Annotated in this window: 21 protein-coding genes and 1 riboswitch; of the genes, 3 read left to right on the top strand and 18 right to left on the bottom strand. The window is 52.2% G+C overall.

Annotated features, from left to right (window positions below):
- Window positions 1-49 precede the first annotated feature (49 nt).
- The 12 genes from secA to ACFOUO_RS11345 form a co-directional block, all read right to left on the bottom strand.
- On the bottom strand, window positions 50-2,602 hold the full coding sequence (gene secA, locus ACFOUO_RS11400; RefSeq protein WP_380705243.1) for a preprotein translocase subunit SecA: 2,553 nt from the start codon (window positions 2,600-2,602) through the stop codon (window positions 50-52).
- Between the two features lie 240 nt (window positions 2,603-2,842).
- Entirely contained in the window at window positions 2,843-3,397 is a 555-nt protein-coding gene (gene hpf, locus ACFOUO_RS11395; RefSeq protein ID WP_380705242.1) for a ribosome hibernation-promoting factor, HPF/YfiA family, read from the bottom strand.
- A 193-nt stretch (window positions 3,398-3,590) separates the two neighbouring features.
- Window positions 3,591-3,791, bottom strand: a complete 201-nt coding sequence (locus ACFOUO_RS11390) for a cold shock domain-containing protein (protein WP_380705241.1) — start codon at window positions 3,789-3,791, stop codon at window positions 3,591-3,593.
- Between the two features lie 125 nt (window positions 3,792-3,916).
- A complete protein-coding gene (locus ACFOUO_RS11385; RefSeq protein WP_380705240.1) occupies window positions 3,917-4,639 on the bottom strand; it encodes an amino acid ABC transporter ATP-binding protein in 723 nt (240 codons plus the stop codon).
- A 5-nt stretch (window positions 4,640-4,644) separates the two neighbouring features.
- Entirely contained in the window at window positions 4,645-5,322 is a 678-nt protein-coding gene (locus ACFOUO_RS11380) for an amino acid ABC transporter permease (RefSeq protein WP_380705239.1), read from the bottom strand.
- A 176-nt stretch (window positions 5,323-5,498) separates the two neighbouring features.
- The gene (locus tag ACFOUO_RS11375; protein WP_380705238.1) at window positions 5,499-6,269 is read right to left on the bottom strand and encodes a basic amino acid ABC transporter substrate-binding protein; all 771 of its coding nucleotides are present in this window, start codon (window positions 6,267-6,269) and stop codon (window positions 5,499-5,501) included.
- A gap of 343 nt (window positions 6,270-6,612) precedes the next feature.
- On the bottom strand, window positions 6,613-6,885 hold the full coding sequence (locus tag ACFOUO_RS11370) for an HU family DNA-binding protein (RefSeq protein ID WP_380705237.1): 273 nt from the start codon (window positions 6,883-6,885) through the stop codon (window positions 6,613-6,615).
- A gap of 222 nt (window positions 6,886-7,107) precedes the next feature.
- Window positions 7,108-7,821, bottom strand: a complete 714-nt coding sequence (locus tag ACFOUO_RS11365) for a ComF family protein (protein ID WP_380705236.1) — start codon at window positions 7,819-7,821, stop codon at window positions 7,108-7,110.
- Window positions 7,818-9,497 (bottom strand): helicase-related protein, encoded by a 1,680-nt coding sequence (locus ACFOUO_RS11360; RefSeq protein ID WP_380705235.1) that lies wholly within the window; start codon window positions 9,495-9,497, stop codon window positions 7,818-7,820. The genes ACFOUO_RS11365 and ACFOUO_RS11360 overlap by 4 nt, the downstream gene beginning before the upstream one ends.
- Window positions 9,498-9,579: 82 nt before the next feature.
- Window positions 9,580-9,966 carry a hypothetical protein gene (locus tag ACFOUO_RS11355; RefSeq protein ID WP_380705234.1) on the bottom strand — a complete coding sequence of 129 codons (387 nt, stop codon included), beginning with the start codon at window positions 9,964-9,966 and terminating at the stop codon, window positions 9,580-9,582.
- Between the two features lie 202 nt (window positions 9,967-10,168).
- Window positions 10,169-11,371 carry a methionine adenosyltransferase gene (gene metK, locus ACFOUO_RS11350; protein WP_380705233.1) on the bottom strand — a complete coding sequence of 401 codons (1,203 nt, stop codon included), beginning with the start codon at window positions 11,369-11,371 and terminating at the stop codon, window positions 10,169-10,171.
- A gap of 236 nt (window positions 11,372-11,607) precedes the next feature.
- Entirely contained in the window at window positions 11,608-13,896 is a 2,289-nt protein-coding gene (locus ACFOUO_RS11345) for a S8 family peptidase (protein WP_380705232.1), read from the bottom strand.
- 142 nt (window positions 13,897-14,038) lie between these two features.
- Between ACFOUO_RS11345 and ACFOUO_RS11340 the strand changes: the two genes are divergently transcribed.
- Window positions 14,039-14,965, top strand: a complete 927-nt coding sequence (locus ACFOUO_RS11340; protein WP_380705231.1) for an LCP family protein — start codon at window positions 14,039-14,041, stop codon at window positions 14,963-14,965.
- Between the two features lie 179 nt (window positions 14,966-15,144).
- Window positions 15,145-16,182, top strand: coding sequence for an LCP family glycopolymer transferase (locus ACFOUO_RS11335; protein ID WP_380705230.1), 1,038 nt, complete (start codon window positions 15,145-15,147; stop codon window positions 16,180-16,182).
- Between the two features lie 22 nt (window positions 16,183-16,204).
- On the opposite strand, the gene ACFOUO_RS11330 is transcribed toward ACFOUO_RS11335, so the two are convergent.
- Window positions 16,205-16,474 (bottom strand): hypothetical protein, encoded by a 270-nt coding sequence (locus ACFOUO_RS11330; protein ID WP_380705229.1) that lies wholly within the window; start codon window positions 16,472-16,474, stop codon window positions 16,205-16,207.
- A 171-nt stretch (window positions 16,475-16,645) separates the two neighbouring features.
- Between ACFOUO_RS11330 and ACFOUO_RS11325 the strand changes: the two genes are divergently transcribed.
- On the top strand, window positions 16,646-17,284 hold the full coding sequence (locus tag ACFOUO_RS11325; protein WP_380705228.1) for a YigZ family protein: 639 nt from the start codon (window positions 16,646-16,648) through the stop codon (window positions 17,282-17,284).
- 54 nt (window positions 17,285-17,338) lie between these two features.
- On the opposite strand, the gene ACFOUO_RS11320 is transcribed toward ACFOUO_RS11325, so the two are convergent.
- The 5 genes from ACFOUO_RS11320 to ACFOUO_RS11300 all read right to left on the bottom strand — a co-directional run bounded on the left by ACFOUO_RS11320 (window position 17,339) and on the right by ACFOUO_RS11300 (window position 22,336).
- Window positions 17,339-18,139, bottom strand: a complete 801-nt coding sequence (locus ACFOUO_RS11320; RefSeq protein WP_380705227.1) for a MetQ/NlpA family ABC transporter substrate-binding protein — start codon at window positions 18,137-18,139, stop codon at window positions 17,339-17,341.
- Between the two features lie 37 nt (window positions 18,140-18,176).
- The gene (locus ACFOUO_RS11315) at window positions 18,177-18,833 is read right to left on the bottom strand and encodes a methionine ABC transporter permease (RefSeq protein ID WP_380705226.1); all 657 of its coding nucleotides are present in this window, start codon (window positions 18,831-18,833) and stop codon (window positions 18,177-18,179) included.
- Window positions 18,823-19,839, bottom strand: coding sequence for a methionine ABC transporter ATP-binding protein (locus tag ACFOUO_RS11310; protein ID WP_380705225.1), 1,017 nt, complete (start codon window positions 19,837-19,839; stop codon window positions 18,823-18,825). Before ACFOUO_RS11310 ends, ACFOUO_RS11315 begins: the two co-directional genes overlap by 11 nt.
- Window positions 19,840-19,913: 74 nt before the next feature.
- Window positions 19,914-20,035, bottom strand: a riboswitch (SAM riboswitch).
- A gap of 467 nt (window positions 20,036-20,502) precedes the next feature.
- A complete protein-coding gene (locus ACFOUO_RS11305; RefSeq protein WP_380705224.1) occupies window positions 20,503-21,153 on the bottom strand; it encodes a sugar transferase in 651 nt (216 codons plus the stop codon).
- Window positions 21,154-21,412: 259 nt separating this feature from the next.
- Window positions 21,413-22,336: an NAD-dependent epimerase/dehydratase family protein gene (locus ACFOUO_RS11300; RefSeq protein WP_380705223.1), complete on the bottom strand. Its 924-nt coding sequence runs from the start codon at window positions 22,334-22,336 to the stop codon at window positions 21,413-21,415.
- Window positions 22,337-22,813 lie beyond the last annotated feature (477 nt).

The following is a 22,813-nucleotide window of genomic DNA, read 5'->3' as shown; positions in this document are numbered from 1 at the left end:
AGCGAACCGCCAGAGGCCCCCTGTGGAGACTTCCGGCGGATGGCCGATATCAACCGGTTTGGGCTGCCCGACTACAGCAATGTTTATATTTTTTCCCGCTTCCACAGGGGCAGGGTTCATTACGCCCGACTTTCTCCGTCCGTCGAGTCGGCTGCCGCTTGGGAGGCTCTTCTCCTTCGTGGATAGACCCCCCGGAGGAAGCCGTTTGGTTGGTGGCCACTTCCTCCCGCTCGATCTCCTCGTCCTCACTGAATTCGGATTTCATCACATAACGGACGACTTCTTCCTGGATCTCCTGCACAAGCTGCTGGAACATCTCATATCCTTCGAACTGATACTCCCGAAGGGGGTCCGTCTGACCGTAGGCCCGGAGATGAATCCCTTGACGCAATTGATCCATCGCGTCGATGTGATCCATCCACTTCCGGTCGACGGTGCGGAGAATGACCACTTTGGAGAATTCCTGCAAGCGTTCGGCACCTGCTTCCTCCTCCCGGTGTTCATACTCCTTGGCGAAGTCGGTATAGATCTGTTCGACCAACTCGTCTCTCTCCAGATCCTTCCACTGATCCGTATCCACTTTTTTCCCTTCGGGAAGGAGCGAGTTTTGGACAAACTCAGCCACCGGCTCCAGATCCCACTCCTCGGGTAGGTCCTCGTCAGCCGTGTGGGTTTCGACGACACGGCGAATCAGCTCCTTACCCATCTCCAGGACAATGCCCCTGAGTTCCCGGTTATCCCCAGAAAGGACCTGCCGCCGCTGTTTGTAGATGATTTCCCTTTGCTGATTGAGAACATCGTCATATTTCAACACCCATCGCCGGGCATCGAAATTGTTTCCTTCCACCCGTTTCTGGGCATTAGCCACTGCCTTGGTAAACATCCGCCCCTCAATGGGCGTCTCTTCATCCAAACCGAGCGAATCCATCATTCCCTGGATACGATCAGAACCAAAACGGCGCATCAGCTCATCCTCGAAAGAGAGGTAGAACTGAGAGGAACCGGGATCACCCTGACGTCCGGAGCGGCCTCGCAACTGGTTGTCGATCCGGCGACTCTCATGGCGTTCTGTCCCGATCACATGCAGGCCGCCCAGCTCATCCACGCCATCGCCCAGCACGATGTCCGTGCCGCGTCCGGCCATGTTGGTTGCGATGGTGACCGCTCCCCGTTGGCCCGCCTGGGAAATGATTTCTGCTTCCTTGGCGTGGTTTTTAGCATTAAGCACTTGATGCGGGATCCCACGCTTCTTTAACATCTTGGAGAGAAGTTCCGATTTCTCGATGGAGACGGTACCGACCAAGATCGGCTGGCCAGTGGCGTGGCGGTTGACGATCTCCTCCACCACCGATTTCAGTTTGCCCTGCTCCGTTTTGTAGAGGACATCCGAATGATCCTGGCGAACCATGGGTTTATTGGTAGGGATCGTAACGACGTCCATCCCGTAAATCTTGCGGAATTCCTCCTCCTCGGTCTTAGCGGTACCAGTCATACCTGCCCGTTTATTATAAAGGCGGAAATAATTTTGCAGGGTGACCGTAGCCAGGGTCATCGACTCCCGTTGCACCTGGAGTCCTTCCTTGGCCTCGATCGCCTGGTGCAACCCGTCACTATACCGTCGACCGTGCATCAGACGACCGGTGAAGTCATCCACGATCACGACCCCATCTTCATTCACCACGTAATCGTAGTCCCGCTTCATAATGACGTGGGCCTTAAGTGCCTGCTGGATGTGGTGATTTACGGTGATGTTCTTGGCGTCAAAGAGGTTTTCCACACCCATAAAGGATTCGGCCTTGTCGACGCCCTTCTCCGTGAGAGAAACACTCTTTGTCTTAATGTCCACGGAATAATCCTCTTCCAGTCGGAGACGGCGAATCAATTTATCGGCGGCGTAATAGAGGTCCGTCGCCTTGTTGGCCTGGCCGCTGATGATCAGAGGGGTACGCGCCTCGTCGATGAGGATACTGTCCACTTCGTCGATGAGGGCGTAATTCAACTTCCGCTGGGCGATCTGCTCCGGATAAAGAACCATGTTGTCACGGAGGTAATCAAACCCGAATTCATTGTTCGTCCCGAATGTGATGTCCGCCTGGTATGCTTCCCGCTTCTCCTTCGGCCCCATCCCAGGCAGGTTGAGGCCGACGGTCAATCCCAGGAATTCGAAAATTTGACCCATCCACTCCCGGTCCCGGCGGGCCAAGTAATCGTTGACCGTGACCACGTGTACCCCATCGCCGGAAAGGGCGTTTAAATAGGCGGGCAGGGTGGAAACAAGCGTTTTCCCTTCCCCGGTCTTCATTTCAGCGATATCCCCGTTGTGAAGGACGATTCCGCCTACGAGCTGGACATAGAAATGACGCATGCCTAATACACGCTTTGCCGCCTCCCGGACCACGGCAAATGCTTCAGGTAAGATATCGTCAAGGGTTTCCCCTTTCGCGATCCGTCCTTTAAATTCCGCAGTCTTACCTCGAAGTTCCTCCTCCGAGAGGGCAGATATCTCCGATTCCAACCCTTCTATCCGATCTGCAATCCGGTAGCAGCGCTTCAGTTCCCGTTCATTGGAGTCGGGGATCACTTTACGCAACAGTTTCAGCATCAGCCGTCATCCTTTCATGAGGCTCAAGATACGCTTTTTCGTACCTGTATTTTTTACTTAAACGGGTATCAAAACCGGTTGGTGTCCAAATGGAAGATCCTATCTATTAGTTTAACAAAAACGGGCAAGGATTTTCACGTTTTCACAAAAGGTTAAAACCTCCCCCGCCAAAAAGGCAGCGACCAAAGGTCGCTGCCGAGGGTTTCTGACTTTAGGAGGTCTTCCATCTGTTTCGATGGTTCATTCCGGCTCGATCAGACCATAGCGCCCATCTTTGCGTTTATAAACCACATTGACCTGGTCGGTAATTGCATTGGAAAAGACGAAAAAGTTATGTCCCAGCATATCCATCTGCAAGATCGCTTCTTCCATATCCATGGGCTTCAGGTTAAATCGCTTATTGCGAACGACCTCGAATTCATCATCTTCCTCATCCAGAATTGCTGTTTGCGTTTCAGGGGTCTCTCCGTTTTCTAGAAAACGAAGGCTTCCGTCTTGACGGAACTTGCGGTTGACTTTTGTCTTGTATTTGCGGATCTGACGTTCCAGCTTCTCCACCACTTTGTCGATGGAGGCGTACATGTTCTCCGAGGCTTCTTCTGCCCGAACCAGTACACCTGGGAAAGGCACGGTTACCTCCACTTTGTGCTCATCCTTAAACACACTCATGGAAACGAAAGCTTCTGTCGTGTGGGTGGAGTAGAAGTACTTCTCCATTCGGCTGAGCTTTTTTTCGACATAGTCACGGAGAGCATCAGTCAACTCAATGTTGTTCCCGCGAATATTATATCGCATCAAGCGAATCCCCCTTTTCGCCTTCTATGAGTATGTATTACCCTTTTATCAGGAACATTCCTGCCTATTTTCGTCGATTTTTTGACAGAAATTTATGCCAAAACCCATCATTTCGACAAAATTCTCCAGGATTGGAATGAATATATTTAAAAACCCCCTGATTTTTACCAGGGGGGTTGAAATCGATTTTGGTTTAGAGGGCCTTCACGACATTAGCAGCTTGAGGTCCACGCGGTCCTTCCACGATTTCAAATTCGACGCTTTGACCTTCGTCCAGCGTTTTAAAGCCTTCTTCTTGGATGGCGGAGTAGTGTACAAATACGTCTTCGCCACCTTCACGTTCGATGAAACCATAACCTTTTTCCGCGTTGAACCACTTGACTTTGCCCAGCATAATAACAATCCCTTCGTAATGTGATGCACATGAAAATGACCATTCAGCCCTCTTCCATGCACTTACACTATAGCACTGTAAATTAGGCAAAGTCAAGGAAATTTAACTGGACATTGGAGATTCTTTCAGAGTACTTTGCCCAAAAATGCCCGGGTCCGCTCTTCTCTCGGTTGGGTAAAGAGTTCCGACGGGGGGCCTTCCTCGATGATTCCCCCTCCATCCATAAAGATGACCCGGTCGCACACCTCTCGAGCAAAACCCATTTCATGGGTGACGACTACCATGGTCATGCCTTCACCGGCCAGTTCTTTCATCACCGCCAGCACCTCCCCGATCATTTCCGGATCGAGAGCGGAGGTAGGCTCGTCGAAGAGCATCACCTTAGGATCCATTGCTAGGGCGCGAGCAATTGCCACCCGTTGCATCTGTCCCCCCGAGAGTTGTTCCGGCCACACTTCTGCCTTATCCCCGAGGCCCACTTTCTCCAGCAAAGTGTGGGCTTTTTCCTTCGCTCGCTTCTGATCCCATCCTCGCACCTGGACAGGGGCGAGGGTGATATTTTCAATCACACGTCTGTGGGGGAAAAGGTTGAACTGTTGAAATACCATGCCCATTTCCGTACGCACCTTGTTGATATCCGTTTTGGGATCGGTCAAATCATGGCCGTCAATGATCACTTTCCCCTTCGTCACCGGCTCCAGCAGGTTCATACAACGGAGCAGGGTACTTTTTCCCGACCCGCTGGGACCGATAACCGAAACCACTTCTTTTTCCTTGATATGAAGATCGATTCCTTTCAACACTTCCGTATCACCAAATTGTTTATGAAGCCCCTCGATCCGAATCATGCGGTTCACCTCTCAACGTCGGTTCGGTATCGTTTTTCCAGCAAGTAAACCACCCTAGACAGGAGGTAAGTAAGAAGGAAATAAAGGATTCCAGCTGTAATATAAGGTGTCCACCGAACCCAGGTATTCTTGGCCGTAGCGAATGCGGCATAGGTCAGGTCGTTGACAGCGATGATGGCAACAAGGGAAGAGTCCTTCAACAAAGCGATGAATTCGTTGCCCAAAGGCGGCAGCATCCGCTTAAACGCCTGGGGCAAAATCACGAGACGCATCGCTTGCCAGTGGGACATCCCAAGGGATCGAGCCGCTTCCATCTGTCCCTTCTCGATGGATTGGATCCCACCACGAAAAATTTCCGAAATATAAGCACCGGCGTTGAGAGAGAGTGCAACAAATCCGGAAAAAAGGGCGTCCGGCGGGACAAGATGTAATCCATCTTCCCAAATGGTGGGGATAACGGCAAAGTGTATGAAGAGAATCTGTAACAAGAGAGGAGTCCCTCGGAAGATATCCACATACACCTTGGCCGGCCATTGGATCCACCTCTTCCGGGACAACCTCATCAACCCCACACTCAAACCGATCAACAGGCCGATCAACACAGCGACAGTAGTAAGGAGTGCCGTATTGATGACCCCTTGAATAAAATAATTACGGTATTCCACAATAACGGACCAATCCATGAGGCCACTCCTTTATTCTTCGATTTTGATCATTTACGAAATAAGTCCTAATAATAAAACCAACGACTTATACACAGAGTTATCCACAATATCCACAAAGGAAATAGAGGACAGCCCATATCTCCTTACCGGCGAATAGGGAGTGCGGTTGCACTCCCCCATCGCATCGAACCGTTTTACTCTTTTCCGAAGTACTTGTTGCGGATTTTCTCCAAGGTGCCATCTTTCTTGATCTTCTTCAGACCGGAATTGATTTTCCCAAGCAATTCTTTGTTTCCTTTTTTGACGATGATCCCGTAGTGCTCAGGTTCAAAGGATTGATCCTCCACCGTCTTAAATTGCCCTTTCAGCTTCCGTTTAACATAATCCTGGACAACCCCGTTATCAGCAACTACAGCGTCAACTCGACCATTTGCCAGATCATCGATCGCTCCTGGGGTGTCATCGTAGCCTTTCAAACCCGGATAGGTGGTGCCGAAGGCTTTTTTAACCACTTCTGCACCGGTGGTGGCGGATTGGACACCGATTTTCTTTCCTTTGAGGTCCTTCAGGGACTTGACCTTGGAATCCTTCGGCACGAGGATCAGTTGTTTGGCTTCGAAGTAGGGATCGGAGAAGTCAAATTGTTTCTTCCGTTCATCGGTGATAGTCATCGCCGAGATACCGACGTCCATCTTACCCCGTTTGATCGCCTCGAAGAGAGGGTCCCATCCTGTGTGCTTGACACTCACTTTCATCCCTTCAGCCTTAGCGATCGCCTCAATGACTTCGATGTCAAACCCGGTGATTTTTCCGTTCCCCTCTTGCTTCTCGAAAGGGGGGTAGGCCGCGTCCGTCGCTACCTTGATTACATCGTTGCCGGATGCCCCGCTCTCCGGCTGTCCACAACCGGCTAGAACCGTCAAAGCCAACAGTACGGAAAAAAGTATGCCCCATTTCTTTCTCATCATAATTGCCTCCCTTTTTACTGACTATTCTGCATCATTCGCTCCGAGATGTTTTCATCAAGCCTGTACGGGGATTTCCTGAATTAGTATAAATATATGGACATAAATATTCAATCTGTATTTTTTGGCAACACCCCGTTCACCCGGTTTTAACTGAAATTATGAAATGTTCAGTTCCCATTTCTTCTTTCCCGAACGAAATTCCTGCTTTCATTTCAATAAATTTAATTCCTCTTTTTTCCTTAACAATTAAACCCTGTGTTGAAAAAGTGCCCCCTGAATGACATAAAAAGACCGCCGAGTTTTCGGCGGCCGATCTTTACACCCCGTTTGGACCATTCGATCAGTTGACGGCTTCTTTGAGTTGCTTACCTGGTTTGAAGGCGGGTACTTTGCTTGCCTGGATCTGGATCGATTCCCCCGTCTGGGGATTGCGACCCGTGCGGGCGGCCCGCTCCCTTACTTCGAAGTTTCCAAACCCGATCAGAGAGACTTTTTCACCCTTCTGCAAAGATTCGGAGATGGTGGAAATTACCGCCTCCACTAATTGGGTCGTTTCCTTCTTGGTTTTCCCGGTCGCTTCTGAGACGCGATCGATCAATTCCGTCTTATTCAAAGGTCATTCCACTCCTTTTCAGGATGGTAGTTTAGGAGAACTCTATCCCTTTTCTTTCCCAAAATGAGCGCCAATATACCCTTTTCCTTATAGGAAACTTTTTGGTGATCTCTCTCTTGTTCTTTTCGTGGGGACAGGATAAGCCCGTACAGTCCATGGTTTCCGTCCATCGCTACTCTACCGGAGAATTTCAGTCAATAGGATGGGCTCCTCTGTAATCATTCAGCGAGCCAGGGTAACCGAGTAAACAGCCTTGGCTCCCTCTTTCTTCAAGACGGAAGCACACTCCGACAGGGTGGCTCCTGTCGTGTAAACATCATCAACCAATAGGAACACCCGACCGGACAGCGATCCCTCCGGGACGGGTGAAAGAAGATGGAAAGCCCCTTCCATCGCCTTAAGACGTTCTCTGCGTCCGCTGCGGCTTTGAGGGGCGGTGGGGACGGTTCGTTCCAATACATGGGCCAAAGGGAGGTGGAGGTGTTTCGCTACGCCTCTGGCAAGAAGTTCGGCTTGATTAAATCCCCGCTCCCGTAGTCGCTCCAGGTGGAGGGGGACATAGGTAATCCTATCCACCCGCCAGGACAATTCTGCCAGAGAGTGTGCCATCAATTCCGCCAACGGTCCTGCCAGGCTTTCTTTTCCCCGGTATTTAAAGAGGTGGATCAACTCCCGCGTGTAGGGGGTGTAGGCTAGAGCACTTCGGTTCCCCTGAAGGGCGTACCCAGCGCCCCAACAGCCCGGGCAGGGACCCCTGTCCTCCAACTCCAGGGGGCGGCCACACCGGGCACAAACCGGTTCTCGGATTCGAGAAAGGCGGCTTTCACAGGAAAAACAGATGCGTTCCCATACTTCCGCCCAAGCAGCTGCACGATGGGGAGAATCACAGAGTAGACACCGGGGGGAAGGGAAGAACGTCTCCCACCATCTCCTCACCAAGCCCCCTCACCCGGTTGATCCTTCAGATAGCCTTGTTCACCAGCCAATCGGTTGAGGGAGCGGATTTGCCGGACCGCTGTCTCCTGAGCCTCTGTCCGCATCCGTGCCAAGAAGCAGACTTCCCCCTCCATATAGTCGGAAGAGCGACCGACCCTACCGGCAATCTGGACGAGAGACGCTGTGTCGAAGACAGGGTGGTCCGCCCCCAGCACCCCCACATGACAGCGGGAAACCGTAATACCTCGTTCCAATATGGTAGTGGTAAGGAGCAGCCACCGTTCACCACGCCGGAATTCTTCCACCAGCCGTGTTCGCTCTTCCATCCGTCCGGAGACGGCAGCACATTTCCTGATGAGAGAAGGGGACAAGCGTTCTTTCAGCCATTGGATCACCCGGCTGCTATCCCCCGTTCGGGGGATGAATAGGAGAACCTGCCCCCCTGTGGAACGGGCTTGCTCCAAGAATGCTTCCAACACCGGAAGAGGGCGCCCCCGTTCAATCTTCCTCCACAACCCCGGCACTCTGGTGAGGCGCGGGACGGGGAGTGGGTTTCCATGGTAACGAGCAGGGAGGGTAACAGTGGGAAGGTGGCCCTTTTTCACCCGACGCCGCCAGGAAGCGGGAGGTGTAGCCGTCACATGAACCCGTTTTCCCTCGGGGGTGCAAGCGCGTTTTAACGAAGCTTGTAGCCGATAATCCTCCGATAGGGGCCAAGCATCCGCTTCATCCACAATCACCAGAGAAAACCGCCGATAGAAACGGTAAGCCTGCTGAACGGTGGCCACAAACAGGCGCCCGTCACACCAGGTTTCCTCGCTTTCTCCGTGAAGAGTAACGTGGGGAGTATCAGGAAAAGCTTTTTTCAAACGGGTCGTCAATTCCCTCACTAGGTCTCGACGAGAAGCTGTCCACAGGACATTTCCACCCTTCTCCAACACGTTTCGGACGCTTGGAAAGAGCATCTCCGTCTTACCCGAACCGGTTACCGCCCAAATCAGCAGTTCCTCTTCCGAACTATCCAACCAGCGAAGACAACCAGCGGCAGCATCGGATTGAGCCGGAGAGAGCCGGGGAGACCGCAGGGTGGGAATAGCCGCTTGCTGGGATTGAGGTATTGGTAAGGCCTGTATCAGCGGGAGACAGGCCCGGCTAGCTCCTAGCACAGCACATGATTCACAGACGGCACAGGCTCCCCCACAACGGGCACATTGTACGGAACGGATTCCACTCGGCCCTCCGCCGCACCGGTTGCAGCGCCACCGGGAAACGGCTCGTGGCACCTCTACACCGGGGACTATCTTCACCCGGCCAGTTAGTTGAAGCCATTGAAGTGAGGCCGCCACCTCCCCTTCCTGCCAATCTGCCCCCCGAGCGCGAAGGAGCCTCTGAACTTCTATCCACAGCAGGGAGCGGCCCCCGATCAATCCATGGAGTATACAGGCCTGTTGGTCCCGGATTGTCCACTCAGGGGCTTCAGCCGCCTCTTTTGGGAATTTCACTTTTTCTCGGAGCCGATACATGCTTCCCTCCACCGTTGTATAGGCTTGTCCAATAGAAGAGAACTGTAGCAAATCTTCCATTTCCCATCCCGCCATTCCCCAAAAAAACCGATCCGTTTGCGGGTCCGGTGTTACCCACGGCTCTCCCTTTACACGGTAACGTGTGATATCCACCCTTCTCTCCTTTCTGTCCGCCAGGAACACCCCACCGATGAGACCGGCGGGGTGTTCCTGGTGGACGAGCCTGCCGTATTCGTCATTTTCCTCCGATCGGGGCAGTCCCCTTCCGCAGGTCTACGACCGCCGCCTCCCGTTCCCATAAGCTGGGATGTGTGATCGTCTCCCGGGAAAAAAACCGGACTTCCAATGCCGGGTACCGATGTTTCAGGCGCGTCAAGATTTGATACGTATCATCAGAGGATCCGGTATCCACACAAACCACTTCTGCTCGCCGGCCATAGATCTGTTGTCGGAAGAGGAAAGAACGGACCACCCCTTCAATGGACCCTTGGCTATTTTCCGTCATCAAGACCAATCGACGGATATCGGTTTGCAATGTTAATCCGAATATTCGGGCAAATAGGACCGACAATAACCTGAGCGCGCCGTAGAGAACCACTGTCCACAGGACCCAGAGTGCCATGGTATCCGCCCCTCCTTTGCCCCCAGTATATGCAGGGATAAAACAGGAGGTTCTGGAAAGCAGGACAGCTGCTCCCAAGTGGCTACCAAAGAAAAGTATATCATTTTTTTCCAATAATGACGACGCTTTCTCACAAGCTCCACGGCACCACAAAAAACCTCCGAAATGATCGGAGGTTTTTCGAGCTTCTCTGTAATGGCTGTCAGAGAGAGGCTTCCCGGCGGAGGGTATCGGCCAGGTTGGTTTTTTCCCAGGGCAGCTCAACATCCGTACGACCAAAGTGGCCGTAGGCTGCCGTTTGCCGATAGATAGGACGACGAAGATCCAGTTGACGAATGATACCGGCAGGTCGTAGATCAAAGTGCTTCCGAACCAGGTTGACCAGCTCTTCCTCAGCGACTTTACCTGTCCCGAAGGTCTCTACACGAATAGAGACAGGTTGGGCGACCCCAATGGCATAAGCCAATTGAACCTCGCACTTGTCAGCAAGGCTAGCGGCGACAATATTTTTCGCTACATAGCGTGCAGCATAGGCGCCCGAACGGTCCACCTTGGTCGGATCTTTCCCAGAGAAGGCACCACCGCCGTGTCGAGCATAACCACCATAGGTATCCACGATGATCTTACGGCCAGTGAGGCCAGCGTCTCCCATCGGGCCACCAATGACGAACCGACCTGTCGGGTTGATAAAGTACTTGGTCTTTTCATCCAACATATTTTCAGGAACAATCGCATTGATCACATGTTCCTGAATATCTCGTTTGATCTGATCGAGACCGATCTCTTCAGAGTGCTGGGTGGAAACAACCACTGTGTCGATCCGAACCGGCTTATCCCCTTCGTACTCCACCGACACCTGGGTCTTGCCGTCGGGACGGAGGTAGCTTAGGGTCCCGTCCACACGCACTTCGTGCAAGCGGCGGGCCAGTTTGTGAGAAAGGGAGATAGGAAGCGGCATCAGTTCTGGAGTCTCGTTGACAGCGAAGCCAAACATCAAGCCTTGATCCCCCGCCCCAATCGCTTCAATCTCCTCTTCGGTTATAGCCCCTTCCCGTTTTTCCAACGCTTCGTCCACTCCAGCAGCGATATCAGGCGACTGCTCGTCGATAGAGGTGAGGACAGCGCAGGTCGATGCGTCAAAACCATATTTGGCACGGGTATAACCGATCCCGCGGATCGTTTCCCGCACGATCTTGGGAATGTCTACATAACAAGTCGTGGAAATTTCGCCAGCCACCAGCACGAGACCCGTGTTCACAGAGGTCTCACAGGCGACTCGAGCATTGGGATCTTTCGATAAAATTTCATCGAGCACGGAGTCAGAGATCTGATCGCAGATCTTATCCGGATGCCCCGCTGTCACCGATTCCGAGGTAAACAGACTGCGACGGGTTTGTTCATTCAAAACAGTTCCCCCTTTGCTTTCTGATCCATACAAAAAAGACCTTTCCCTCAAGGAAAGAAGGTAACGTTATATCGGCCGTCCCGGTGCTATCCGGCACGGAATCCGTTATCCTCGAAATCCATCCTAAGAATACATGATCAAGGGGGGAAAGACAAGGCTTCCGCCGGATTTTTCCAACCCTCTGGGGATCAGCATTTACTTTGCTAAAAAAACAGGGAGCGGCAGGGCTGCCCTTTTTACCCCCTTTTTTTCGAAAAGCGGAGTTCATACTGGCCGGCCCCCTTTCCGCCCCCATACACCCGGATAAAGTAAGTTCCCGGCGTCAGGTTCGGTTCCATCCGGGCTCCTCCCTTTTCGTTTCCGGTCTTCCGAACGAGGGCCCTTCGCTTCTCATCATAAAGAATGATCTCCATCGATCCAGCGGCTTTTGATTCCTTCAGCTGCAGTTGGGGCTGCTCCCCTTCTTTCAGAAAAAAGGAATACCAGTCCATATCCGACGGCCCTGCAAGCCTTCCCTTCACTGTCTCACCATCGGCGAGAAGCGCGGCTTCTGCGGATATGTCATTCGGCTCGAAATCGTCCTGGGAACGGGGCTTATAATCAAAGAACAGATTATAGGGAGTGGGAATCACATTATTTCCATAATCTGACACCCGTACATACAGATTTCCCGGGCTCACCTTTAGCGTCCTTTCTTCCGCTTTTCCTTCCGCCTTTCCATCCAATTTCCGCCCTTCTCGGCTCCCCTTTTTCTGGATATATAGGACCGGATCATGCCGCGGGGTTTGGACATCCACACGCACCTTCAACTCGCCCGGTTCCGGGATTTTCAACCGAAACCAATCCTCATCCCCTTGTTTATGTAGGGTCCCTTTCACATAGGAGAAACCTGCGTTCAGCTCCAGATTGTGGGCGTTCCACTGGTGATCGTTGTTCTCGTAGTCATCCGGAGCGGGGCGAAAATGATTCTCTAGGGAATAGACGGCTTTCTCCTGCTTGTCAGAGGAGAGACAGAAAGTCACATTCCCGGGAGGGACGCTCATCCGAATGTTTTTTAGTTCCTCTCCCCGGTAAATCTCCTTCCTGCGCTCCCCTTTTCGTCTGATAACCAACCGTAGATTTTTCCGGCTTTTTGCCTTTAGATCAAGGGAAAGCGTTCCGGTGTATGGAGTCTCCATCCGAAAGCAATCCCGGTTTCCCTTCTCCAACACCGCTGTCAAGCTTTGATCGGAAGAAAAAGGGATCGCTTCGGCTGGGGAATCATTCGGTTCGTAGATATCTTTTTTTAACGGCTGGGTAAGGGCCTCGTAGACATCGATCCGACCGAACCCAGCCAGTTCGTTCCAACGCCCTTCCCCTACCGGTACGGCTGTCTGCCGGATCAGGTTTCGAACGTCTCCTGCGCTCAAATCTGGGCGCTGCTGGCGAATGAGAGCAGCCAAAGCCCCTACTTGGGGGGCGGCAAAGGAAGTACCTGAATCGCTAGCAAAGTCGCCTCCTGGCATCGCCGCCCAAATCTCCTCCCCAGGTGCGGTCACATCGATCCCGGGTCCTCCGTTGGAGGTGGGAACCACTTTACCGTCGGTTCCCAGGGAACCGACCCCCAGAACTGTCGGAAATGCGGCAGGGTAATACAATGGCCGGTTATAGCGAATTTCGCCCGCCTTATCCAGTTGAGCGTTACCCGCCGCACCGACGACTACCACTCCTTTCTTTTCCGCCAGCGCAACAGCATCCGCCATCGTCTCCGAATACGTCCAACTCCCTTGGGACAGGACGACCACGTCAGCTCCCTTGCGAACCGCTTTCCGGATCCCTTCCGATGTATAGTACACATCACCGTCTGAACCATCTTGCATTACCTTCACGGGCATGATCTTCAGAGATCTATAGGATTGCCCCCACTTTTTACGGAAACCTTCCCATACTTCCGCGATGACACCGGCAACATGCGTTCCATGCCCCATCGTATCTTGAGGCGGTTGGGAGGGATCTTTCAGATTGATCCCCCCGGCCAACCAGGCTTGGAGAAACGGGTGTTTCAAGTCAACTCCCGTATCCACAACCGCCACTGTCACCGGCTTTTCTGAAGAACCCGGCCCAATGGATTGCCATGCCTTATCCGCGTCAATCCTATTCAGATAGTACTTGCCCTCAGCTTGAAAGCCCGGTACAGTCGTTTCCCGATTTTCCACCTTATATTTCTGGTTGGGATGGAGGTACTCCACATCTTCATGTGCGGACCAGCGATCCATCCACCGCTCTTCCTCCACCCCCGGCTTGAGCCGAACCAGCATCGTCACCCCATCCGGCTCCTCCCCTGTCTCGTGAAGGATCTGCACCGTATCCAGAAAGGCTTGATCCGGCTCCCTGCCCTTCCATTTGACGACCCACTCTTTGTCCACGGCTTGTTTGCCGTTCCCTTTCTCCGGCTGCGGTGGATCTCTTCCTTCGTCACCCTGACCGGTGCAGGCCGCGGTAAAGAGAAGAACAACCGTCAGCAAAATCCCCAGCCCTTTATTCATCGAAAAACCCCGCATCCCTTGGGTGATAGGTCCAGCTTATCATGAATCCGCATGGAATGGGACACATGCAGCCTATAATAACAACGTCAGGACCGGAGGCTCAGTATCCGGCCCCGAACCCACAGGGAAGGAATGAAGGAGCATGGGACGCTTTTACCGTGCGGGAGTCCTGGTGCTGCTTCTCGTAATCAGTGCGGGAGCGTATATCCAGTTTCGCCCGGCTATTTCCCCCGCCCCCAACACGCAGGGGGAACAGGAGAAACACCCTCCAAAGAAACCAGTCAGGGCTTATCGATCACCCGTATTGCCTTCACCACCGGATCGTCCTCTCAGCATCCTGTTGATGGGAATCGATCAGCGCAAGAGAGACAAAGGGAGAAGCGATGCCCTGATGGTCCTCGCCATCAACCCCCGTCAAAAAGGGATCACCCTCCTTAATATCCCCCGTGATTCCAAAGCAAATCTTCAGCTTGGGCACGGGCGTACACGCTGGGATAAAATCAACCACGCTTACGCCCTCGGCGAAGGCATCCCCTCTACCGTTCGGACGGTGGAATCTTTCCTCGACCTCCCCATCCAGCACTACGTCAAGGTGAACATGGCCGGCTTTCGTTCCCTGGTCGACCTCTTCGGTGGCGTTGAGGTAACCGTCGGCCATTCCTTTTCATACAAAGGGCATCACTTCAAAAAAGGGCCCATGACTCTCAACGGATCACAGGCTCTCGCTTATGTAAGGGACCGAACCGGCGGGAGCGACTATAATCGTCACCGACGGCAACAGCAGGTGATGAAGAGTCTCTGGGAAAAAGGGACCCGCTTTTCAACGTTGTTCAAAATGGGCGAGCTTGCCGGAATCATGACACACCACGTGGAGACCTCCCTCACTCCAAGCGATGTGTGGCGTCTTTTCGTCGCCTTGCGAGAAGTTCCTGAAGACCGGGTGGAAGTGCTCCGTCTCGCCGGAACAGACGAGTGGGGAAGCCGATATTACCTGCGCATACCTAAGCGAGAGCGCATACGGGCCGCACATGCCCTCCGTCGTCGTATGGAACTGGAGCCTTCCCAATAAAAAGGCCCCATGGGGAGGGCCTATTTCGCATGAAGATATCAGCCCCTAAGAAAGGGGGATTTTTCTCTTTCAACGAATGTTCAGGGAGTTACTACTTGAGAGCTTCACTACCGGGATAGTATCATAAAAGAGATGCTGGTTACGGGGGGAATAAGGGACAGCAAAGTGGGGAACTCAACATGGATAACAACAGCATGGGCCGTCTCGAATGGAGCCGGTCACGGCGTTACAAAAAAGGAAAGAAGAAGCGTTGGTGGACTCGTTTCGCACTTATCAGTCTGCTCATCGTCTTGGCGGGGGCAGGGTACTTTTTCTACCAAGTGTGGGGGGCACTGGCAGGAACCTATGACCCGCTTGAAAAATCGGACAAGCGGAAACAGGCAGTCACGATGGATGACCCTTTTACCATCCTCCTTCTAGGGACAGACGCCAGGAAGGCATCGACTAACTGGCGACCCGATGTGATTATCCTCGCAGCAGTTAATCCGCACAAGAAATCCGTGAAAATGGTAAGTATCCCGCGGGATACCTATGTCCAGATCGCCAACACTGGAGGCGATAACCACAAAATTAACGCCTCTGCTTATTATGGCCGCCGGGAGGTTAACCCCAAGGGACCAGGACCTGTGAACAACACGGCCCAAACGGTGGAGCACTTCCTCAATGTGCCTGTGGACTACTACATCAAAGTTAATTTTCAGGGGTTCATCGATGTCGTTGACGCCCTGGGTGGGGTGGACGTCAATGTCAAATTTGCGTTTTCACAAGCTCATTTCGGCGGGGAGGTCATTCCCTTCAAGCCGGGCCCAAAACACCTGAATGGGAATGAAACCCTCGCTTATGTCCGGATGCGCAAGCAAGATCCCCGGGGGGACGCGGGGAGAAACGAACGACAGCGGGAAGTGATGACCAACCTGCTCGACCAAGCAGTCAGCATCAATACCGTCACAAAAGTGGATGAACTCCTAAAAGCGGTGGGTAAGAATCTCTCCATGGGCATTCAACCCCAGGAGCTCCTTCGTTTACAATCGATCTATAAAGAGATTCCCAAACAAAACATCCAAAACGAGCCGCTCAAAGGGGAAAACCGTCGCATGGATCTGTGGTATTTCTTCGTCAATGACAAGGAACGCCAACGCGTAAGCAACCTCTTACGCCAACAACTGGGTTTGAAGAAAGAGGCTGTCGAACCCATGGGCACCCCTTCCACAGAATAAGGAACCGGAGTGGGAAGATTCCCTACCACAGGGCCAATGGTGAATTGGCCCTTTTCCTGTTAGGCGGCCCACGTCCGATATGGCGGGGGATACCGACCGGATCATCGGGAAAAGCCTGTTCTTTCGTTTCCTGCTGGACCGGTAGCAGTGATCCTGTGAGGGACATCCACAGGCGGCGCAGGTTTTCTTTTCCTTCTTCCAGCCACTCCTGACAGACAGGGTAGAATCGGAACCCCGATTGACGAATGGAAATACACTCACGATAAATGGACGGTATACTGATAAAGAACATAAAGCCACCACATTCCTTTCACTCGGACTCACTTGTCCGTTGGTGGTTTCAAGAATAGAACAAGCCTTGGCTTCGCGGCTACCCTTTCGACAAAGCTTCTCAAATGAACCGTTTCTTTTTCAACCATCGGGAGAAATAGCCAGGTTCTCGACACAAGGAGGGCGATGGAATTTGACGAAACCAATAGCATACACCACAGTGAAAGGCTATGGGGAAACGGAAATCTCTATCCAACGATCCCGCTTCATCGCCTATATAAACCGTGTCGACACAGAGGAAGAAGCCGTTGATTTTGTCCAAAAAATCGCGAAAAAACACTGGGACGCCACTCACAACTGCTATGCCTATATTGTGCAAGGGGAGAACGAAGTCCAACGCTCTTCCGACGACGGTGAACCCGCAGGTACCGCCGGTCGACCCATCTTGGAAGTAATCAAGAGCCGGGAATTGACCAACACGGCCATTGTCATCACCCGCTACTTCGGCGGCATCAAACTGGGGGCAGGTGGATTGATTCGGGCGTACAGCTCCTCTGCTTCAGCGGGTTTGGACAACACTGGACTTGTGGATTGGAACCTACAACGCAAATTGACAGTCACGGTCGACTATCCCTCCATGGGAAAAGTGGAACACGCTTTGCGCCAGTCAGGCTTTGAGCTGGAAAAGACCCGTTTTACCGAGGTTGTCACGTTCCCGCTCTGGGTACCGGAAGGATCGGTACAGGCCATTCTCGACATGGTAGCAGAACAGACCAGCGGCAGCGGTCTCGTCCATTTCCATGAACGGGAACACCGGCCGCATCCTCGATAAGCTTCACTTAAACCAAACCCCCGCTCACGGAGCGGGGGTTTTAGTCTGAGGCGATCAAAAAGCGGGCTGTACACTTCCCTTGTATTTTTCCTCGATGAATTTCTTGGTGTCGTCAGACTGGAGGACTTTGATCAGCTTCTTGATCGCCGGTTTATTTTCGTTCCCTTTTTTCACAGCCAAGACATTGGCATAGGGGGAATCCGCCCCTTCAAGAAAGAGTGCGTCCTTTTTCGGGTTCAGCTTGGCCTGAAGCGCATAGTTCGTGTTGATCACTGCGAGATCCACTTGGTCCAGCACCCGGGGGAGTGTGGCTGCTTCAAGAGCCTTGAATTTCAGGTTTTTCGGGTTGGATTTGATATTTTTCAGCGTTTTTACCCCATCTTTTTCATCCAGCTTGATTAATCCTTCTTTGTCCAGGAGCAGTAAAGCACGCTCGCCATTGGTCGGATCATTGGGCATGGCGACGGTGGCTCCATCCTTGAGCTGGGATTTTTTCTTGACTTTTGAGGAGTATGCACCAATTGGCTCGATATGAACCTTACCCACGCTGGCAAGATCCCAGCCCCGTTCCTTATTGGTCGTCTTCATCCACGGGATATGCTGAAAGAAATTCGCATCCAACTGTCCTTCCTGTACCGCTTTATTCGGTGTCACATAATCCTGCAACACTTTTACTTCCAGCTTTACCCCTTCCTTCTCCAACCGGGGTTTCACATGATTCAGGATTTCCGAGTGGGGAACCTGGCTGGCACCCACTTTCAGGGTTTGCTCATCCCCGACTCCACCGCCGCCGCATCCTGTCACAGCCGTGATAAGAGCGCACGCAACCGCAAAAAAAGCCCATCTTTTTACCATCATCGATTCCTCCCATATCTGTATGTTGATGAAATATTCAACGTTGATCCGAACGGCGGGCTGTCCAGTCCCCGACCCATTGAACCAGTTGAACCAGGATAACCAGTAAAATTCCACAAATGTAAAGCATCCCGTCATTAAACGACTGAAAGCCGTAGCGGAAAGCCGCGTCCCCGAGGCCTCCTCCGCCGACGACCCCTGCCATCGCCGAGAAACTGATCAAGGTGACACAAGTGACTGTCAATCCGGAGACCAGAGCCGGGACCGCTTCAGGCAAGAGCACCTTAAGTACGACACTGAACCGGGTGGCCCCCATCGCCCGAGCGGCCTCCACTACTCCCTTGGGCACTTCCCGGAGGGCTGTCTCCACCATCCGCGCGTAAAAGGGCGCCGCTCCAGCGATCAGGGGAATAGTGGCTGCCGTTGGTCCCAGGGTCGTACCCACCAGAAATTGCGCTACGGGGAAAAGAACGAGGACGAGGACGATAAAGGGAACCGCCCGGAATAGATTGACGACGGAAGCCACGATTTTTTGTAAGCCCTGTTGCTCCCAGATCTGGCCCCGATCCGTGATAACCAACAGGATTCCCAGCGGAATCCCAAAAAGAGCAGTGAAGAAGGTGGAAATCCCAACCATGTATACCGTCTCCCTCGTTGCTTGCCAGATGAGGTTCCAATCCACTTCATGAAACACCGACAGCCACCTCCGCTTCCGCTCCCAACGATCTCAATACCGTAACAATCCTATCGGCAGTCTCCCGATCTCCCTCCACACGGAGGGTCCAAGGTGTGGAAGGGTCAATGCCGCCGGCGAGGACATGGATTTGAAGTTGCCTTCGGTCGGCCTCCTTTCGGAGTTCCTCCCAAACATCTGATAATCCAGGGAAACGGCATTGCACCACGATACATGCAGAGGAATCCCTACCCTTGTCCTCAAAAGGAGTACTTTGTTCTTTTAATAAAGTTTGTCGGACAAACTGACGAGTAACCGGATGAGAAGGATTCCTGAAAATCTCCGACACTTCTCCCACCTCAATCATTCGACCGTCATCCATAACCCCCATCCGTCCACAAATCGCCTGAACCACACTCATTTCGTGGGTAATCAACAAAGTTGTGATCCCCGTATCCCGGTTGATTTCCTTTAAAAGTTGCAAAATGGAGCCCGTTGTTTCAGGATCCAGAGCAGACGTCGCTTCATCGCACAACAATACCTTGGGGTCGTTGGCCAAGGCGCGTGCGATGCCCACCCGTTGTTTCTGACCCCCAGAGAGCTGGGAGGGGTAGGCTTTGGCCCGGTCACTTAGTCCCACCCGCTCCAACAAATGATTAACCTTCTGGCGAATTTCTTCTTTCGAACGGCCCGCAACTTCCAGAGGGAATGCGACATTATCCCAAACGGTACGAGACCAGAGAAGGTTAAAATGTTGAAAAATCATCCCGATTTTGGTGCGTGCCTGACGAAGTTCCCTCTCTTTCAGTCGGGTAATTGACCAACCGTCCACCCAGACCTCACCGGAGTCAGGAGTTTCAAGGCCATTGACCAACCGTAAGAGTGTACTCTTACCAGCTCCGCTGCGTCCGATGATCCCGAAGATTTCCCCTTCATTCACTTCCAGGTTCACATCCTTCAAAGCAACGACAGGGATCGAACCGGACCGGGACGGATAAGTTTTTTGGATTTCTTTCAATTGAAGCATGTCCTTTCCACCGCCTTACCATAAAAAAATCCTTTCCGCCAGAAGCAGAAAGGATTTAAAAGTCGCCATCCTTTCTCTCATCTGCCAGAACGCACTTAAACGTCCTGCAGGAATTGGCACCTTTACCGCAAAACCTTGCTGTGCGGTCGGTTGCCGGGCTTCATCGGGCCAGTCCCTCCACCTCTCTGGATAAGAGAACATCATACATTCCGTATTTAAATGTCCGAGAACGATATTAGCATGCCGGATACCCAACGTCAATGGGGTAAAATTATCCATTAGATAACCAAGAAAATTTTCCACTGTTGTTTTTCAACGACCTTTCCCGGACATTACATTTCCTTTACAAATGGTTAACAGCCCACTATTCACCGGCAGTTTGCCGTATAATAATAATCACTAAGAGGTATCGGAGGTGCCCTGGATGAACTACACGGTTGTGGGAAAAACCTTCTGGTTGGGCATTTTCAACGCAGCTTTCATAAGCGTTCCTCTCTGGTTGCTTTTTTATCTGTCCCTGCGCTGGCTGGTTTCTTAATAGGAGACAGATGGAAAGGATACCTCTCGTTTGACCTGTGATTATAAGAGCGTACTAACGCCTCAAGAATATCGATAAAAAGGGTTGCCGGAATCACGGCAACCCTTTTACATGCTGTTTCGCTTTTAACGGGCTCCACTTCCTGAAAGGACCACCCATACAGTTCGATAAAGAATCTTCATGTCCAGGATCAAGGACTGCCGTTGGATATAATACATGTCCATGGAGAATTTCTCTTCTGGCGTGGCGTCATATCCACCGTTCACCTGCGCCCAGCCCGTTAATCCTGGTTTCACCATCAAACGCTGTTTAAATCCGGGGATTTCCTTGGAAAACTTTTCAGTAAAGACATCCCGTTCCGGTCGGGGGCCGATCAAGCTCATATCGCCCCGCATGATATTGATCAGTTGAGGCACCTCATCAATCCGGGTTTTGCGGATGAACCGTCCGACGCGGGTAACACGGGGATCATCTTTAGCTGCCCACTGGGGACCGTTTTTCTCTGCATCCGTCCGCATCGAGCGGAGTTTGATAACATGAAAACGGCGTCCGCCCAGCCCGACACGTTCCTGCTTATAGAAGACAGGGCCTTTGGATTCCAGTTTGATTGCGATCGCTGTCAACACCAGCACAGGGAGAGTAAAGAATAAAAGTCCGATCACAAAGGCGACCTCTAACCCCCGCTTGACAATCGGATACCAACCTGTCGTCGTGACTGGCAAACCTTTTGTTTGCGCTTGCGAATCGCTTTCGTAAGCCACTGCTTTTGAACGCATCCGCAAACCACTCCTGCCGTAATGAATAGTGAGGCTTCCCACCCGAAGGATTGCTTTTGTGAAGCACCGTCCGGGGGAAAGGACTTGAAATTCATTCTTCTCAACGTTCAACTGTTTATCAGTATACTGGAGAACGCCCAGTTTTACAATACATCAAACGTCTTCTTTTACAAGCACTTTACACCAATGTTACAGGAAACATATCCGACCCGCCTCAGCATAAAGCAGGGCGAGCCTATGGGAATCGGGATCGGGCCGTTTAATTCTCGGCCTTCATCCGGTAATAATCATACGTCCGTTGCAGACCAGTCTTCAGGTCAATCCGGGGGGTCCAGTTTAAAACCCTCATTACACGTTCATTATGGAAATAGCTATCTTTAATATCCCCTGGCCGTTCAGGGGAATACGCCGTCTCGACTTTCCTGCCCAAACACTCTTCGAGGACCCCAATCAATTCGTTCAGGGTCGTCCGTTTCCCCGTTCCGATGTTTAGGATCTCTCCGTCTCCTTGCTTGAGGGCGGATAGATTAGCCGTAGCGATGTCTTCAACATAGATGAAGTCTCGAGACTGCTCTCCATCCCCTTCGATACGGAACGTCTCCCCGTTGATCAATTTGTTCATCAGGATCGTAATAACCCCCGCTTCGCCCCCGGGGAGCTGTCGAACACCATATACGTTGGCGTAACGAAACACCGTGTATCGAATGCCGTACAACTCATCATAGGCTTTCAAGTAATGCTCGGGGGTGTACTTAGAGACCCCGTAGGGGGACAAGGGTTGAACCGGATGCTCCTCATCGATGGGGAGGTACTGAGGGTTTCCATATACCGCTGCGGAAGAGGCGTAAACTACCTTTTTGACTCCATATTGACGACAACCCTCTAGGACGCGGATCGTTCCTAGAATATTGGTTTGAGCGTCCCAGATCGGATCTTCGATGGAGGCCGGAACTTTGGATTGGCCCGCCTGGTGGATCACTGCGTCAGGGCGTTCCTCACGGAATACGTCCATCAACCCTTCATCCTGGATATTCAGCCGGTAAAAGGAAGCCTCCGGGCGCAAATAACTTTCACTTCCCGTTGTCAAGTTGTCGACGATGACGACTTCCATGCCTTCCTCCAGCAAATGATCCACGATATGAGAGCCGATAAAACCCGCTCCTCCGGTTACCAGCACTTTCATAGCACAACTCCCTTTCGCCCGTATTCGCTCCTGTAGCGGACGTGGTACTCTCTTCGCTCCTCCCCCTGAACGGCCCCCACTCAGGATAACGCCGTTGTCGTTCAGGAGGTTCCCTTTTGCGGAGAGTTTACCACTATTTCACTGCGGAAAAGGGAGGTTCGCTCCCCTCCCCGCCATGCCTTCCGGGCGAACCATTCGAACCAGAAACCTCCGATCCGGGTTTCTAGTTTCCCGCCAAACGTGTCCATTTCTTCAAGGCACACGCTTGCCCATTTACACTCCACTATCAAGGTACAATAGATGGATGATATGAAAAACCGCCTTTTGTGACAAATTTGTGACCTTCAAGAGGAAAAACGGGACCAGGGCTTCTCCTAATCCTTTCGAGGGGAACCGAAAAAAAGGCCTTTACGGCCGTAGATCGTTGACAAAGTCCTTCTATACTATAAAGGTGAGTCGGTTTCCGGCCGTCTGTTG

Source organism: Salinithrix halophila (assembly GCF_042650125.1).
Classification (GTDB): Bacteria; Bacillota; Bacilli; order Thermoactinomycetales; family DSM-45169; genus Salinithrix; species Salinithrix halophila.
Note: the sequence above shows the minus strand (reverse complement) of the source record. Positions and strands in the feature narration are given on the sequence as shown.